This window comes from Streptomyces sp. NPDC049837, assembly GCF_040674455.1.
Taxonomy (GTDB): Bacteria; Actinomycetota; Actinomycetes; order Streptomycetales; family Streptomycetaceae; genus Streptomyces.
Genome location: NZ_JBFAMP010000013.1, coordinates 1 through 15,053 on the forward strand (window position 1 = coordinate 1; position 15,053 = coordinate 15,053).

The following is a 15,053-nucleotide window of genomic DNA, read 5'->3' on the forward strand; positions in this document are numbered from 1 at the left end:
GGGATCCCGTCACCCACGATCACCTCTATGTGGTGGGCGGGGGGGGGGGGGGTCTCCAAACACACCCCCCCAAACTCCGCCCCACAACAAACCAGGGGGGGGGGGGGGGGGGGGGGCCCCCCCCCCCCACCCCCGCCGTACGGACTCACGCCTGCGGAAGGTTCGCGAGCTGGTTCTCGATGCGGGCGATGTCCTCGTCCGCCTTGGCCAGGCGCGTGCGGATCTTCTCGACGACCTGGTCGGGTGCCTTGGCGAGGAACGCCTCGTTGCCGAGCTTGGCCTGCGCCTGCTGGCGCTCCTTCTCGGCGGCGGCCAGGTCCTTCGCGAGGCGCTTGCGCTCGGCCGCCACGTCGATGGTGCCCGACAGGTCGAGCGCGACCGTGGGTGCGGGGCCGGTCACTACCGTGGCGTCGTACGCCGTAGCCGTGACACCCACAACGGGCAGCGTCGCGCTGGCGGTGAAGCCCTCGCCCTCCGGCTGGAGGCGCAGCAACTGGCGGATGGCGGCCTCGTGCGGCGCCAGCGCCGTGCCGTCCAGGTCCAGGCGGGCCGGGACCTTCTGGCCGGGCTGGAGGCCCTGGTCGGAGCGGAAGCGCCGGACCTCGGTGACGACGCGCTGGACCAGCTCGATCTCGCGCTCGGCGCCCTGGTCGCGGAAGCCGCTGTCCTTCGGCCAGTCGGCGACGACCAGGGACTCGCCACCGGTGAGCGAGGTCCACAGCGTCTCGGTGACGAACGGGACCACCGGGTGCAGCAGCCGCAGCGTCACGTCCAGGACCTCGCCCAGGACGCGGGCCGAGACCTTGGCGGGCTCGCCGCCGCCGAAGAACGTGGTCTTCGACAGCTCGACGTACCAGTCGAAGACCTCGTCCCACGCGAAGTGGTAGAGCGTGTCCGACAGCTTGGCGAACTCGAAGTCGTCGTAGTACGCGTCGACTTCGGCGACGGTGGCGTTGAGCCGCGACAGGATCCACCGGTCGGTGGCGGACATCTCGGACGGGTCGGGCAGCGGGCCCTCCACCGTGGCGCCGTTCATCAGCGCGAACCGGGTGGCGTTCCAGATCTTGTTGGCGAAGTTGCGGGACGCCTGGACCCAGTCCTCGCCGATCGGGACGTCGGTGCCGGGGTTGGCGCCACGGGCCAGGGTGAAGCGGACGGCGTCGGAGCCGTACGCGTCCATCCAGTCCAGCGGGTCGACGACGTTGCCGAAGGACTTCGACATCTTCTTGCCGCGCTCGTCACGGACCAGGCCGGTGAGCGCGATGGTCTTGAACGGGACCTCGCCGTCCATCGCGTACAGGCCGAACATCATCATCCGGGCGACCCAGAAGAAGATGATGTCGTGGCCGGTGAGGAGGACGTCGGTGGAGTAGAACTTCTCCAGGTCCGGCGTCCGCTCCGGCCAGCCGAGCGTGGAGAACGGCCACAGGCCGGACGAGAACCAGGTGTCCAGGACGTCGGTGTCCTGCGTCCAGCCCTCGCCGGTGGGGGCCTCGTCGTCCGGTCCGAGGCAGACGACCTCGCCGTTCGGCCCGTACCAGACGGGGATGCGGTGGCCCCACCAGAGCTGGCGCGAGATGCACCAGTCGTGCATGTTGTCGACCCAGTCGAAGTACCGCTTCGACATGTCCTCCGGGTGGATCTTGACCCGGCCGTCGCGGACGGCGTCACCGGCGGCCTTCGCCAGCGGCTCGACCTTGACCCACCACTGCATCGACAGGCGCGGCTCGATGGTGGTCTTGCAGCGCGAGCAGTGGCCGACGGAGTGGACGTACGGGCGCTTCTCGGCGACGATCCGGCCCTGCGAGCGCAGCGCGCCGACGACGGCGCTGCGCGCCTCGTACCGGTCCAGGCCCTGGAAGGGTCCGTGGACGGTGATGACACCGCGCTCGTCCATGATGGTCATGGACTCCAGGCCGTGGCGCTGGCCGATCGCGAAGTCGTTCGGGTCGTGGGCGGGGGTCACCTTGACGGCGCCGGTGCCGAACTCGGGGTCGACGTGCGTGTCGGCGACGACGGGGATGGTGCGGTCCGTCAGCGGCAGCTTGATGCGCTTGCCGACGAGGTGCTTGTACCGCTCGTCGTCCGGGTGGACGGCGACCGCGGTGTCACCGAGCATCGTCTCGGCGCGGGTCGTGGCGACGACGACCGTCTCGTCGCCCTCGCCGTACCGGATGGAGACGAGCTCGCCGTCGTCCTCCTGGTACTCCACCTCGATGTCCGAGATGGCGGTCAGGCAGCGCGGGCACCAGTTGATGATGCGCTCGGCGCGGTAGATCAGCTCGTCGTCGTAGAGCCGCTTGAAGATGGTCTGGACGGCCTTGGACAGGCCCTCGTCCATGGTGAACCGCTCACGCGACCAGTCGACGCCGTCACCGAGGCGGCGCATCTGGCCGAGGATCTTGCCGCCGTACTCCTCCTTCCACTGCCAGACGCGCTCGACGAACTCCTCGCGGCCCAGGTCGTGGCGGGACTTGCCCTCTTCGGCGAGCTGCTGCTCGACCTTGTTCTGGGTGGCGATACCGGCGTGGTCCATGCCGGGCAGCCACAGCGCCTCGTACCCCTGCATCCGCTTGCGGCGGGTGAGGGCGTCCATGAGCGTGTGCTGGAAGGCGTGGCCCAGGTGGAGGCTGCCGGTGACGTTGGGCGGCGGGATGACGATGGTGTACGGAGGCTTGTCGCTCTTCGCGTCGGCCGTGAAGTAACCGCGCTCTACCCAGCGCTCGTACAGCTTCCCCTCTACCTCGGCCGGCGCGTACTGGGTCGGCAGTTCGGGGACGGATGCTGGCTGCTGCTGAGTGTTCTCGGTCACGGGCCCAGTTTAGAGGTGTCACAGGCCCGTACTGAAACGGGAATGTTCCGTAACGGTGTGACCCCCGCCGTCCCGCCACAACAGGGTTTCGGCCAGGATGTGAGGAACGCATAAGCATTCGGAGGGGGATCCCCTTAATGAGTTACAACCAGCCGGGCCCGTACGGCGGACAGCCCCAGCAGCCCGGACCGTACGGTCAGCCGGGCCCTTACGGTCAGCAGCCGCAGGCGCCCCAGCCCGGCTACGGCTACCCCCAGCAGGCCCCGCCCCCGCAGGGCGTGCCGCAGCAGGGCTACGGCCAGCCCCAGCAGCCCGGCCCCTACGGCCAGCCCCAGCAGCAGCCCTACGGCGCCGGCCCCGGCGCCTACCCGCCGCCCCCGCCGCCGGCCCCGAAGAAGAAGACGGGCCTCATCATCGGCGCGGTCGCGGTGGTCGCGGCGGTCGGCGTGGGCGCCTACTTCGTGTTCGGCGGCGGCGCGGGCGGCAACGGTGCCGTGGGCGACGACACCAAGGGCTACAAGCTGACGGCGCCGGCGTCCGTCGGCGAGTACAAGAAGGACGAGTCGTCGGACAGTTCGAGCTCGATGACCGACAAGGAGAAGAAGGAAGCCGAGGCCCTCGGGATCAAGAACCCGCAGGACGTCAGCGCCCAGTACAAGTCCGGCGACGAGAGCCAGCCGCTGGCGGCGAAGATGCTCAGCTTCGGCGGCGCCTGGGGTGAGATCTCCGATCCGGAGAAGGCGCTCGACGGGTACTTCACCATGATGGAGAAGGACAGCGCCGACGACGAGGAAGTCTCCGTCCAGTTCACCGGTCCGGCGGAGGAGGTCAAGCCCGCCGGATTCGAGGGCGCCCTGATGAAGTGCCGTCAGGCCAAGATGAGCTTCAAGGGGGACTCGGGCGGCGCCACGCCGAAGCCGTTCGAGCTGCCCGTCTGCATGTGGGCGGACTACAGCACCATGGGCACGGTCTCCCTGATCAGCATGCAGCAGGCGCTGGGCGGCACCGGCGCGGCCCCGTCGAAGGACGAGGTCGCGAAGCTCGCGGCCGAGCTCTACAAGACGGCCCGCACCAAGGCCTGACCCACACACGAGGGCGCCCGGCCGGTTCCTGGAACCGGGCGGGCGCCCTCGTCATGTGTGTGGCCGCTACGCGGACTTCTCGTGGCGGCCCGGGTCCTTGACGACGCGGGGAACCAGCGTGGGGTTGACGTTGTTGTGGACGACGTCCTCGGTGATGACCACGCGGGCCACGTCCTTGCGGGACGGGACCTCGTACATCACGGACATCAGGACCTCTTCCATGATGGCGCGCAGGCCGCGCGCGCCCGTGCCGCGGAGGATGGCCTGGTCGGCGATGGCTTCCAGGGCGGGGCGGTCGAAGTCCAGTTCCACGCCGTCGAGTTCGAAGAGGCGCTGGTACTGCTTCACCAGCGCGTTGCGGGGCTCGACGAGGATCTTCAGCAGCGCCTCGCGGTCCAGGTTGTGAACGGAGGTGATGACCGGGAGGCGGCCGATGAACTCGGGGATCATCCCGAACTTCACCAGGTCCTCCGGCATGACCTCCTGGAACTGGTCGCTCGCCTCGATCTCGCGCTTGGAGCGGATCGTCGCGCCGAAGCCGATGCCCTTGGCGCCCGCCCGCGACTCGATGATCTTCTCCAGGCCGGCGAAGGCACCGCCCACGATGAACAGCACGTTCGTCGTGTCGATCTGGATGAACTCCTGGTGCGGGTGCTTGCGGCCGCCCTGCGGCGGGACCGAAGCCGTCGTGCCCTCCAGGATTTTGAGCAGGGCCTGCTGGACGCCCTCGCCCGACACATCCCGGGTGATCGACGGGTTTTCGCTCTTACGGGCGACCTTGTCGATCTCGTCGATGTAGATGATGCCCGTCTCGGCCTTCTTGACGTCGTAGTCGGCGGCCTGGATGAGCTTCAGCAGGATGTTCTCGACGTCCTCGCCCACATAGCCCGCCTCCGTGAGCGCCGTCGCGTCGGCGATGGCGAACGGGACGTTGAGCATACGGGCCAGGGTCTGGGCCAGGAGCGTCTTGCCGGAGCCGGTGGGGCCCAGCAACAGGATGTTGGACTTGGCGAGTTCGATCGCGTCGTCCCGGCCCTGCGCGCCGCCGTTCTCGCCGGCCTGGACGCGCTTGTAGTGGTTGTACACCGCGACGGAGAGGGCCTTCTTCGCGGGCTCCTGCCCGACGACGTACCCCTCCAGGAACTCATAGATCTCGCGCGGCTTGGGCAGTTCCTCCCACCGCACCTCGGAGGTCTCGGCGAGCTCCTCCTCGATGATCTCGTTGCAGAGGTCGATGCACTCGTCGCAGATGTACACACCGGGGCCTGCGATGAGCTTCTTCACCTGCTTCTGGCTCTTTCCGCAGAACGAGCACTTGAGCAGGTCGCCGCCATCACCGATGCGTGCCACGAGGTGCTTCCCCTTCGCCTGGGAGCGGCTTGGTTCAGCCGGCTCCTGGTGCCTCATATCCGACGGTACCTTGCCGGGCCCCTCGTTCGGGCCCCCCTTGGCACGGTTCACACCGTGCCAAGGGAAGGTCGGTCCGTCAGGCTGCCGCCGCTGCGGTGCTCTTGCGGGTGGAGACGATCTGGTCCACCAGGCCGTACGCCAGGGCGTCCTCGGCCGTGAGGATCTTGTCGCGCTCGATGTCGTCGCGGATCTTCTCGATCGGCTGGGTGGAGTGCTTGGCCAGCATCTCCTCGAGCTGCGTCCGCATACGCAGGATCTCGTTGGCCGCGATCTCCAGGTCGGAGAGCTGCTCGCGGCCCGTACCGCCGGACGGCTGGTGGATCAGCACGCGGGCGTTGGGCAGGGCCATCCGCTTGCCGGGGGTGCCGGCGGCCAGCAGCACGGCCGCGGCGGAGGCCGCCTGGCCCATGCAGACCGTCTGGATGTCCGGCTTCACGAACTGCATCGTGTCGTAGATGGCGGTCAGCGCGGTGAAGGAGCCACCGGGGCTGTTGATGTAGATGGAGATGTCGCGGTCCGGGTCCATCGACTCCAGGCACAGGAGCTGCGCCATGACGTCGTTGGCGGAGGCGTCGTCGATCTGCACGCCGAGGAAGATCACGCGCTCCTCGAAGAGCTTCGCGTACGGGTCGTACTCGCGCACGCCCTGGGAGGTGCGCTCGACGAAGCGCGGGACGACGTACCTGTTGTCCACCTGCGGGCCGGTGTAGAGGCCGCTCGCGGAGAAGTTGCTCATGTGGGTGTTCACCATCCTGGTGGCGTTCGGCGGGCTGGGAGGCGAGGGGCGGGCAGGGGCGCTCAGGCGCCGGTGCCGCCACCGCCCGGAACGCCCGCGGCGGCAGACATGATGTCGTCGATCAGGCCGTACTCCTTGGCCTCCTCGGCGGTGAACCAGCGGTCGCGGTCACCGTCGCGGATGATCGTCTCCACGGTCTGGCCGGAGTGGCGCGCGGTGATCTCAGCCATGCGCTTCTTGGTGCGGAGGAGGTACTCGGCCTGGATCTTGATGTCCGAGGCGGTACCACCGATGCCGGCGGAGCCCTGGTGCATCAGGATGTCGGTGTTCGGCAGCGCGAAACGCTTGCCGGCGGTGCCGCCGGTGAGCAGGAACTGGCCCATGGAGGCCGCCATGCCCATACCGATGGTGACGACGTCGTTCGGGATGTACTGCATGGTGTCGTAGATCGCCATGCCGGCCGTGACCGAGCCACCCGGGCTGTTGATGTACAGGTAGATGTCCTTGTCCGGGTCGGCGGCAAGGAGCAGCATCTGCGAGGTGATCTTGTTCGCGATCTCGTCGTCGACCTGCTGGCCGAGGAAGATGATCCGCTCGCCGAGCAGCCGGTTGTAGACATGGTCGCCGAGGCCACCACCGATGGACGGCTCACCCGCGGCGTAAGGCATCAGATTCGTCACGTATCCACCTGCTCGTCTCTGACGGCTGCGGCCGTCTCAGCGTCTTACGTACTGGGGGCGGGTACTCCCCTGCCCTCGTATTCATGGACCCTAACGCGCAGGTCGGACAACGCCATCCCGGTTCCCGAACTGTTCGCTGGGAGCGCAAGGTAGTTGGGCCGGGGAGGGGCGATGTGGGCCGGCGGGGGCCGGTCGGGCCCGTACGGCGACGGGCCCGACCGCACGCGGGTGCGGATCGGGCCCGTCGGACCGTTCATGCCGGGGCCGTGCTTCAGGCCTCGGTCTTGTCCTCGGCCTTGTCCTCGGACTCCTCGGCGGAGGCCTCGACCGTCTCGGCGGTCTCGTCCTCGTCGTCGAGCTCGACCGGCTCACCGTTGGTGTCGACGACCTTGGCGGCCTCGACGACGACCGCGAGGGCCTTGCCGCGGGCGACCTCGCCGACGAGCATCGGCACCTGGCCGCCCTCGACGACGGCCTTGGCGAACTGGTCGGGGCTCATGCCGGAGGAGGCCGCGCGCCGCATGAGGTGCTCGGTGAGCTCCTCCTGGTTGACGTTGAGCTTCTCCTTGTTGACCAGCTCGTCCAGGATGAACTGGGTCTTGATGCCCTTGATCGCCTGCTCGCGGGTCTCGGCGTCGAACTCCTCGACCGTCTTGCCCTGGAGCTCCAGGTACTTCTCCAGGGTCAGCCCCATCTGGCCGAGCTGGTGGTGCTCCAGGTTGTGCTTGCGGGTGTTGACCTCGTCCTCGAGGAGCTTCTCGGGGATCGGCACCTCGGCCAGCTTCAGCAGCTCGTCCAGGACGCGCTCCTGGGCCTGGGTGGCCTGGTCGTACTGCTTCATGTTCTCGAGGCGCTTGCGGCTGTCGGCCTTCAGCTCCTCGAGGGTGTCGAACTCGGACGCCATCTGGGCGAAGTCGTCGTCGAGCTCGGGGAGCTCACGGGCGGCGACCTGGGTGACCTTGACGGTGACCTCGGCCTCCTTGCCCTCGGCGGAGCCGCCCTTCAGCTCGGAGGTGAAGGTGGCCTCGCCACCGGCCTCCAGGCCGGTCACGGCCTCGTCGATGCCGTCGAGGAGCTCACCGGAGCCGATCGTGTACTGCACGCCGCTCGCGACCCCGTCCGGCAGGACCTCGCCGTCGACCTTGGCCTCCAGGTCGATCGTCACGACGTCGCCCTCGGCGGCGGCGCGCTCGACCGGGTTGGTGGAGGCGAAGCGGTCGCGGAGCTGCTGCACGGACTTCTCGACGTCCTCGTCGGTGACCTCGACGGCGTCGACGGTGACCTCGATGCCGGAGTAGTCCGGGATCTCGATGGTCGGGCGGATGTCGACCTCGGCGGTGAAGGCCAGCAGCTCGCCGTCCTTCAGCTCGGTGATGTCGACCTCGGGCTGGCCCAGCGGGTTGACCTCGGCCTCGTTGACGGCCTCGGTGTAGAACTTCGGGAGGGCGTCGTTGACGGCCTCCTCCAGCACCGCACCACGGCCGAACCGCTGGTCGATGACACGAGCCGGGATCTTGCCCTTCCGGAAGCCCTTGACCGTGACCTGCTGGTTGATCTTCTTGTACGCCGCGTCGAGGCTGTCCTTGAGCTCCTCGAAGGGCACCTCGACAGTGAGCCGAACCCGGGTCGGGTTCAGGGTCTCCACGGCGCTCTTCACGGTTCGGTCTCCTTGGTGGCTGATTCTTGGATTCTGCCGGTGCCGCTGGTCGGCGGTTCCGGCGGATTCGGCCCGGTCAGAGAGACACACGGGCACGCAGCTTGCATAGTAACCGCAAGCGGGATGAGGCCCACAATGTGATCTTGGTTGCGCACGGGATCCGGCGCTCCTGGTGTGGTCGGGGTGGCGGGATTTGAACCCACGGCCTTCCGCTCCCAAAGCGGACGCGCTACCAAGCTGCGCCACACCCCGTCGGTGCGACACGTAGGGTACATGCCCCACGGCGGTGCGTCGGCACGTTTAAGGGGTGTGCGACGACCGGGCCCGACCCGCTAACATGACGTTGCGTTCGTGCCGCGGTCCTGTGACCCGCGGTGCGTTGCTTGCGGGCGTAGCTCAATGGTAGAGCCCTAGTCTTCCAAACTAGCTACGCGGGTTCGATTCCCGTCGCCCGCTCCATCCGGCCACGGTCCGGGCGAGAGGTCCCTCTCCCCGGGCCGTGTCGCGTTTTCAGCCCATGGTCGCCCTGACGTGGTCCATGACCTCGTTGAACTTGTCCGTGGGTGAGATGTCCAGGAACTCGCAGTCCTCCAGGGCCTCGGGGGCGTGGCCGGGGGCCCAGTAGAAGGTCTGCCCCGCCTCGTAGTCCTCCGACCCGGTCCTGGTGTGCATCCTCAGCCGGCCCTTGAACAGGAACCCCCAGTGGGGGCACTGGCACAGGTCGTCCGGCATGCCCTTCAGCACGGCACGCATGTCCGTTCCCCGGGGGAAGGTGAGGAAGGCGGCGGTCATGTCACCACCGATCTCCCGCATCCGCATCTCCACACCGTCGCCCTCGACGACGACGGGCGTCTCCTCGCGCGTCATTCCCGTCATGACTCCTCCTCGACTGGCGCCCCTCCTCCAGTCTGGAACCGGCCACGACCTGCCGCGACTCCGGAAATGGCTCAGAAACTGATCTGGTTGATCGTGGCCGCGATCGAATCGAGGAAGCGCTGTATGGACGGCGCCATTCCGGACGAGGCGAGGAAGAAGCCGAAGAGTACGGCGACTATCGCGGGGCCCGCCTTGAGGGAGCCGCCGCGGATCAACACCACGAGGATGATCGCCAACAGCAGCACCACGGACAGTGAAATGGCCACAACTGATCACACACCCTCGGTCGGTCCGCCTTGCCGGCCCGGGGGTGCGCGGCCCGGCGCCCCCCGTCCGCTCCATCGTGCCACCAACATCCCCACGATTGAGGCCCGCTGACACATCGTTCACGCGGTCGTCGCCGCGCGGTGCGCGGTGGCCGTGCGCCGGGCGGGCGGCGGACCGAAAAACAGACTTCGAATTCAATGTGATTCGTTTCGGGCCGCACACATATTGGTCACAAGAAATTCGCAGCGTGCCCGACGAGTAATTCTCCGTGGCAGAAGACGTGAGATATGCCCCATTTAAGGGGGATTAATTGGGGCATAGGGTGCGGTTGCGGGTGGTGTCAGATACGAATGTCCGGGCCTTCCAGCGGGTTTTACGAATTGGCGGAGGCGTGGTTAGGGTGCCTCAAATGTTCCAGGCTGCGCATGGAAATCAGCAGGCCCTGCTCCCGCCGGTGCGGGAGCCCGAGACCACCGCGAGCGCCCCCGCACCGGCGGCGGACAGACCGGGCCGGGACGCGTTCTTCGACAACGCCAAGTACCTGGCGATCGTGCTCGTGGCCATGGCGCACGCGTGGGAGCCCGTCATGGACGGCAGCCGGGCGACCAGGGCGCTCTACATGTTCGTGTACACGTTCCACATGCCGGCGTTCATCCTGATCTCCGGCTACTTCTCGCGGAGCTTCACCGGGCGGCCCCACCAGCTCAAGCGCCTGGTCAGCGGGCTCGTCGTGCCGTACCTCGTCTTCGAGGTGGCCTATTCGCTCTACCGGCGCTGGGCGGGCGGCACCCCGGACCAGGCCATCAGCCTGACCGACCCGATCTACCTCACCTGGTTCCTCATCGCGCTGTTCGTCTGGCGCCTGACCACACCCCTGTGGCGCACCATCCGCCACCCGCTGCCCGTCGCCCTGGTCATCGCCGCGCTCGGCTCGCTCACCCCCGGCATCGGCCAGGACCTGGACCTCCAGCGGATCCTCCAGTTCCTGCCGTTCTTCGTCCTGGGCCTGTCGTTGAAGCCCGAGCACTTCGAGCTGGTGCGCCGCCGCTCGGCCCGGCTGCTGGCCGTGCCCGTCGCCCTGGGCGCCCTGGTCTTCACGTACTGGATCGCACCCGACATCCGGATGAGCTGGTTCTACCGCTCCACCAGCGCCGAGGAGCTGGACGCGCCCTGGTGGGCGGGGCCGGTCATGACCTTCGCGCTGTTCGGCTGCGCCCTGGTGCTCACCGCGGCCTTCCTCGCCTGGGTGCCGCGCCGGCGGACCTGGTTCACCATCCTCGGGGCGGGGACCATCTGCGGCTACCTGCTGCACGGGTTCCTGGTGAAGGCCATGGAGTACTGGGCTCTCGTCCCGGCGTACGAGCTGGACACGCCCCTCGGGCGGGTCGTCGTCACGCTGGTGGCCGCCGTCGCGGTGACCGCGATGTGCACCCCGCCGGTGCGGCGGGCGCTGCGGTGGGTGACCGAGCCGAAGATGGAGTGGGCGTTCCGGAAGGACTCGGCGGAACTCAGCCGCCGCTGAGGCCCAGCAGGGCCCGCGTCCTCGCGTACTTGGCGGTCAGCCGGGCCCGGGTCGCCTCGTCCAGGACGGCGAGGCGGTCCGGGTCGGCGTTGTGCGCGAGGTCGGCCTCCTTGACCAGGCGGGCGCCCGGCACGGCCAGGACGCGGGCGGTGTACGCCGCGAGGTCCTCGCCCGGCCGCTTGCTGAGCGCCAGCACCATGTCCTTCACGGCCTGCGGGAGCCCGGCGCCCCGGAGCCACTCCTCGGAGAGCTTGTCGTCCTCCACGGCGTCGTGCAGCCAGGCCGCGGCGATCTGCTCGTCGCTGCCGCCCCGGGCGCGTACCCCGTCCGCCACCGCCTGGAGGTGCTCGGCGTACGGGCGGCCCGCCTTGTCGGTCTGGCCGGCATGGGCCTTCCGGGCGAGCGCCTCGACCTCGTCCAGCGTCAGATACCTCACCGATGCCCCTTACGCGTCCCGAGTGATCAGCAACAGCGCCCGGTCGTCGTTGACGTCCTTCGCGCACGCCTCGATGAGGTGCCACGCCGAGCCCTGGAAGCCGGACGCCACATAGCGGTCGGCCTCGCCCGTCAGACGGTCGATGCCCTCGGCGATGTCCCGGTCCGCCGCCTCCACCAGGCCGTCGGTGAACAGCATCAGGACGTCCCCGGGCCGCAGCGAGCCCTTGACCGGGTGGAATTCGGCCCCGTCGTACACGCCCAGCAGCGGGCCCTCGCCCGCCTTCTCCTCCCACCGGCCGCTGCCCGCGTGGAGCTGGAGCGCCGGGAGGTGGCCCGCCGACAGCAGCTCGTAGTCGCCGGACTCCAGGTCCAGCACCAGGTGGATCGAGGTCGCGAAGCCCTCGTCCCAGTCCTGCCGCAGCAGGTAGCCGTTGGCCGCCGGCAGGAAGCCGTGCGGCGGCAGCGAACCGAGCAGCCCGCCGAACGCACCGGACAGCAGCAGGGCGCGGGAGCCCGCGTCCATGCCCTTGCCGGACACGTCGGTCAGGACGACCTCCAGGGTGCGGCCGCCGTTCGTGCGGGCCGCGACCACGAAGTCGCCCGAGAAGGACTGGCCGCCCGCCGGGCGCAGCGCCATCTCGTGGTGCCAGCCCTTCGGCAGCCTCGGCAGGGCGCTCTGGACCCGGATGCGTTCGCGCAGGTCGAACAGCATCGTCCCGCCGCGCCGCCACGGCACGCCGACCCGGGCCCGGAACTGGGCGATCAGCAGCCCGAACAGCCCGCAGGCGGCCACCACGAGGACCGTGCCGGGCGTGACCCGGGCCGCGCCCTCGGTGTAGGGGCCGAGCACTGCGGACTCGACGATCAGGGCGCCCGCGGCCGCCGCGTACAGGCCCAGCAGGCTCGCCGGGCGCAGCAGCAGGCCGCCGGCGACGATCGGCAGGACGAGCGCGGCGGGCGCCGCCCACACGGGGGTGGCGATGGTCAGGAGCGTGATCGCCGGGATGGTGAGCAGCAGGCCCGCCAGGGCGATCCAGTCGGAGCCGTCGCCGCGGAAGTAGTCGACGCCGGATTTGCGCAGCGCGACTTTGACCCGGCGCGCGGACTTCCGCATCCGGGCCAGGTACGCGTCCACTCGTGCGCTACGGGCCATTGGCCTGGACCCTATCCACCCGGTGGGGCCCCGTGCAGGGGGACCCCTGTGGCATTGCGTTCGAAATTGGGTCGCCGCGGTGGCATGGCCCTGGTACCCATGGCATATGACGACAGACTTACGCGTGCTCCGGCCGGCCGAATGGGACCACTGGTACGGGCAGTTGGAGCTGGCCTTCGGCGGCGTGTTGGAGGCCCGGCAGGAGCGGGAGCTGTGGGAGGCGCTCACCGAGCACGACCGCTCGATCGGCGTCTGGGACGGGGACGTGTGCGTCGGTACGGCCGGGGCGTTCACGTTCCGGCTGTCGGTGCCGGGGGGCGGACTGGTGCCCGCGGCGGGCGTGACGATGGTGAGCGTCGCGCCGACGCACCGGCGGCGCGGGATCCTCACGTCGATGATGCGGCGCCAGCTCGACGACGTATTCGCCTGGGGTGAGCCACTGGCCGTGCTGACGGCGTCGGAACCGGTCATTTACGGGCGGTTCGGATACGGCATCGCCACCCGGCAGTTGCGCGCGGAGATCGATACGAATCGGGTGCGTCTGTCCGTTCCGCCGGGGACGGATGACGTAGCGCTGCGGCTCGTCGCGCCCTCGGAGGCGAGCGCCGCGTGCGAGGCCGTGTACGCGCGGCTCGTCCCCGAGCGGCCGGGGATGCTCGCCCGCCGCCCCGGCTGGGAGCGGCTCCCGCTGCTCGACCCGCCGGGAACCCGGGACGGGGCGTCGCCGCTCCAGTGCGTGCTGGCCGAGCGGAACGGCGAAGTCGTCGGCTTCGCGCTGTACAGCACCAAGCCGGACTGGGAGGCGGCGGGGCCGAAGGGGACGGTGCGGCTGCGGCACATGGGCGCGCTGGACGCGGCGGCGTACGCGGCGGTGTGGCGGTTCCTGTGCGGGATCGACCTGATGTCGACGGTCCAGGTGAACAACCGTCCGGTGGACGACCCGTGGCAGCACCTGGTCTCCGACGTCCGGCGCTGCAACCCGCGCGTGGTGGACGGGCTCCACCTGCGCTTGGTGAACCTGCCGGTGGCGCTGGAGGCGCGGACGTACCAGGCGCCGGTGGACGTGGTCCTCGACGTGGAGGACGCGTTCTGCCCGTGGAACACCGGGCGGTGGCGGCTGTCGGGCGACCCCAAGGGCGCGACGTGCTCACGCACGGACGAGGCGCCGGACCTCTCCTTGTCGGTACGGGAGCTGGGCGCGGCGTACCTGGGCGGCGCGTCCCTGACGTCCCTGGCCGGCGCCGGCCTGGTGCGGGAGCTGCGGCAGGGCGCCCTGGCCGAGGCCTCCCTCGCCTTCGGCTCGCCGGTCGCGCCCTGGCTGCCTCACGGCTTCTGACAGGTGGGGCACCAGAAGAGGTTGCGGGCGGCGAGACCGGCGGTGCGGATCTCGCCGCCACAGATGTGGCAGGGCAGATTGGCCCGGCGGTAGACGTACACCTCGCCGCCGTGGTCGTCCACGCGCGGCGGGCGGCCCATGGCCTCGGGGGTGTGCTCGGGCCGTACGGTGTCGATGCGGTTGTTCCGCACGCCCTCGCGCATCAGCATCACGAGGTCGTCCCAGATGGCATCCCACTCGGCCCGGGTGAGGTCCTTGCCCGCCCGGTAGGGGTCGATGCCGTGCCGGAAGAGGACCTCGGCGCGGTAGACGTTGCCGACGCCCGCGATGACCTTCTGGTCCATCAGCAGGGCGGCGATGGTGGTGCGGCTCCTGGAGATCCGCCGCCACGCCTTGTCGGGGTCGTCGCCGTTCCGCAGCGGGTCCGGCCCCAGCCGCTCGTGTATCGCCGCCTTCTCCGGCTCGGTGATCAGGGCGCACGTGGTGGGCCCGCGCAGATCCGCGTAGTGCGCGTGGTTGACCAGCCGCAGCCGTACGGTCTCGGTGGGCGGCGGCGCGGGGGTCGTACCGAAGCCGAGCTTGCCGAAGAGCCCGAGGTGGATGTGGACCCAGCCGGTGTCCTCGAACCCGAGGAACAGGTGCTTGCCGTGGGCGTCGACACCGTCGAGGACGCGGCCGTCGAGGAGGGCGGCGCTGTCGGAGAACTTGCCCTGGGGGCTGGTGACGCGGACGTCCCACCCGGCGAAGCGGGTGAGGTGGTCCTCGGCGAGGCGGTGGATCGTATGCCCTTCGGGCATGGTTTCGCTATCTCCTACGGTGATCGCAGACGGCGACGGCGCGGGCGGGGCCGTGCAGGGTCGCCCCCGCAGAGGTTGGCGGCGAAGGGTGGGCTCCCTTTACCGGCGCCCAAGGCCGCCGGCCTCGAGGAGGTGAGCCCGGAGGGGCCCCGCCCCCACCCACCGGGGGTGGCCGCCCAGCCCACGGACCCGCACCCGGGGGCACCGGGAAAGGGCACCGCCCCTGTCCCGTTGTGCCCACCCGTTCCGCCCCAGCGGAACGACTGCCCACAGCGGAAGCCAGACGA

General features: G+C 69.6%; 13 protein-coding genes and 2 tRNA genes. 4 read left to right on the forward strand and 11 right to left on the reverse strand.

What is annotated here, in order from left to right; genetic code table 11:
* Positions 1-145 precede the first annotated feature (145 nt).
* The gene (locus AB0J57_RS28955; protein ID WP_366131285.1) at positions 146-2,812 is read right to left on the reverse strand and encodes a valine--tRNA ligase; all 2,667 of its coding nucleotides are present in this window, start codon (positions 2,810-2,812) and stop codon (positions 146-148) included.
* 137 nt (positions 2,813-2,949) lie between these two features.
* Here AB0J57_RS28955 and AB0J57_RS28960 point away from each other — a divergent pair, with 137 nt between their 5' ends.
* Entirely contained in the window at positions 2,950-3,894 is a 945-nt protein-coding gene (locus AB0J57_RS28960) for a hypothetical protein (protein ID WP_366131286.1), read from the forward strand.
* Between the two features lie 66 nt (positions 3,895-3,960).
* Here AB0J57_RS28960 and clpX read toward each other — a convergent pair whose 3' ends face one another.
* The 5 genes from clpX to AB0J57_RS28985 all read right to left on the reverse strand — a co-directional run bounded on the left by clpX (position 3,961) and on the right by AB0J57_RS28985 (position 8,629).
* Positions 3,961-5,244: an ATP-dependent Clp protease ATP-binding subunit ClpX gene (gene clpX, locus AB0J57_RS28965; protein WP_031070473.1), complete on the reverse strand. Its 1,284-nt coding sequence runs from the start codon at positions 5,242-5,244 to the stop codon at positions 3,961-3,963.
* Between the two features lie 136 nt (positions 5,245-5,380).
* On the reverse strand, positions 5,381-6,055 hold the full coding sequence (locus tag AB0J57_RS28970; protein WP_031070475.1) for an ATP-dependent Clp protease proteolytic subunit: 675 nt from the start codon (positions 6,053-6,055) through the stop codon (positions 5,381-5,383).
* A 47-nt stretch (positions 6,056-6,102) separates the two neighbouring features.
* Complete coding sequence (locus AB0J57_RS28975) at positions 6,103-6,720, reverse strand: ATP-dependent Clp protease proteolytic subunit (protein WP_126886886.1); 618 nt, start codon at positions 6,718-6,720, stop codon at positions 6,103-6,105.
* 271 nt (positions 6,721-6,991) lie between these two features.
* Complete coding sequence (tig, locus tag AB0J57_RS28980; RefSeq protein WP_366131287.1) at positions 6,992-8,377, reverse strand: trigger factor; 1,386 nt, start codon at positions 8,375-8,377, stop codon at positions 6,992-6,994.
* Between the two features lie 175 nt (positions 8,378-8,552).
* Positions 8,553-8,629: transfer RNA gene (locus AB0J57_RS28985), tRNA-Pro, on the reverse strand.
* 133 nt (positions 8,630-8,762) lie between these two features.
* Between AB0J57_RS28985 and AB0J57_RS28990 the strand changes: the two genes are divergently transcribed.
* Positions 8,763-8,836: transfer RNA gene (locus tag AB0J57_RS28990), tRNA-Gly, on the forward strand.
* A 51-nt stretch (positions 8,837-8,887) separates the two neighbouring features.
* Here the strand turns inward: AB0J57_RS28990 and AB0J57_RS28995 are convergent.
* Positions 8,888-9,253: a hypothetical protein gene (locus AB0J57_RS28995; RefSeq protein ID WP_366131288.1), complete on the reverse strand. Its 366-nt coding sequence runs from the start codon at positions 9,251-9,253 to the stop codon at positions 8,888-8,890.
* A gap of 71 nt (positions 9,254-9,324) precedes the next feature.
* Positions 9,325-9,519, reverse strand: a complete 195-nt coding sequence (locus AB0J57_RS29000) for a hypothetical protein (protein WP_073751199.1) — start codon at positions 9,517-9,519, stop codon at positions 9,325-9,327.
* A gap of 410 nt (positions 9,520-9,929) precedes the next feature.
* On the opposite strand from AB0J57_RS29000, the gene AB0J57_RS29005 reads away from it, so the two are divergent.
* Positions 9,930-11,042 (forward strand): acyltransferase family protein, encoded by a 1,113-nt coding sequence (locus AB0J57_RS29005; RefSeq protein ID WP_366131289.1) that lies wholly within the window; start codon positions 9,930-9,932, stop codon positions 11,040-11,042.
* Here the strand turns inward: AB0J57_RS29005 and AB0J57_RS29010 are convergent.
* Together AB0J57_RS29010 and AB0J57_RS29015 are read right to left on the reverse strand one after the other, a co-directional pair.
* The gene (locus AB0J57_RS29010) at positions 11,029-11,478 is read right to left on the reverse strand and encodes an HD domain-containing protein (RefSeq protein WP_366131290.1); all 450 of its coding nucleotides are present in this window, start codon (positions 11,476-11,478) and stop codon (positions 11,029-11,031) included. The genes AB0J57_RS29005 and AB0J57_RS29010 overlap by 14 nt on opposite strands.
* Before the next feature lie 9 nt (positions 11,479-11,487).
* Positions 11,488-12,633 (reverse strand): PP2C family protein-serine/threonine phosphatase, encoded by a 1,146-nt coding sequence (locus AB0J57_RS29015; RefSeq protein ID WP_366131291.1) that lies wholly within the window; start codon positions 12,631-12,633, stop codon positions 11,488-11,490.
* Positions 12,634-12,739: 106 nt separating this feature from the next.
* Between AB0J57_RS29015 and AB0J57_RS29020 the strand changes: the two genes are divergently transcribed.
* Complete coding sequence (locus tag AB0J57_RS29020; protein WP_366131292.1) at positions 12,740-13,969, forward strand: GNAT family N-acetyltransferase; 1,230 nt, start codon at positions 12,740-12,742, stop codon at positions 13,967-13,969.
* On the opposite strand, the gene AB0J57_RS29025 is transcribed toward AB0J57_RS29020, so the two are convergent.
* Positions 13,957-14,766, reverse strand: a complete 810-nt coding sequence (locus tag AB0J57_RS29025) for a DNA-formamidopyrimidine glycosylase family protein (RefSeq protein ID WP_366131293.1) — start codon at positions 14,764-14,766, stop codon at positions 13,957-13,959. The genes AB0J57_RS29020 and AB0J57_RS29025 overlap by 13 nt on opposite strands.
* Positions 14,767-15,053: the final 287 nt, after the last annotated feature.

Excerpts from the sequence above, each read along its gene's own strand:
- AB0J57_RS28960 (WP_366131286.1), top strand. The coding sequence starts at position 2,950 with ATGAGTTACAACCAGCCGGGCCCGTACGGCGGACAGCCCCAGCAGCCC.
- AB0J57_RS28970 (WP_031070475.1), bottom strand. The coding sequence starts at position 6,055 with ATGGTGAACACCCACATGAGCAACTTCTCCGCGAGCGGCCTCTACACC.
- AB0J57_RS28995 (WP_366131288.1), bottom strand. The coding sequence starts at position 9,253 with ATGACGGGAATGACGCGCGAGGAGACGCCCGTCGTCGTCGAGGGCGAC.
- AB0J57_RS29005 (WP_366131289.1), top strand. The coding sequence starts at position 9,930 with ATGTTCCAGGCTGCGCATGGAAATCAGCAGGCCCTGCTCCCGCCGGTG.
- AB0J57_RS29015 (WP_366131291.1), bottom strand. The coding sequence starts at position 12,633 with ATGGCCCGTAGCGCACGAGTGGACGCGTACCTGGCCCGGATGCGGAAG.
- AB0J57_RS29020 (WP_366131292.1), top strand. The coding sequence starts at position 12,740 with ATGACGACAGACTTACGCGTGCTCCGGCCGGCCGAATGGGACCACTGG.
- AB0J57_RS29025 (WP_366131293.1), bottom strand. The coding sequence starts at position 14,766 with ATGCCCGAAGGGCATACGATCCACCGCCTCGCCGAGGACCACCTCACC.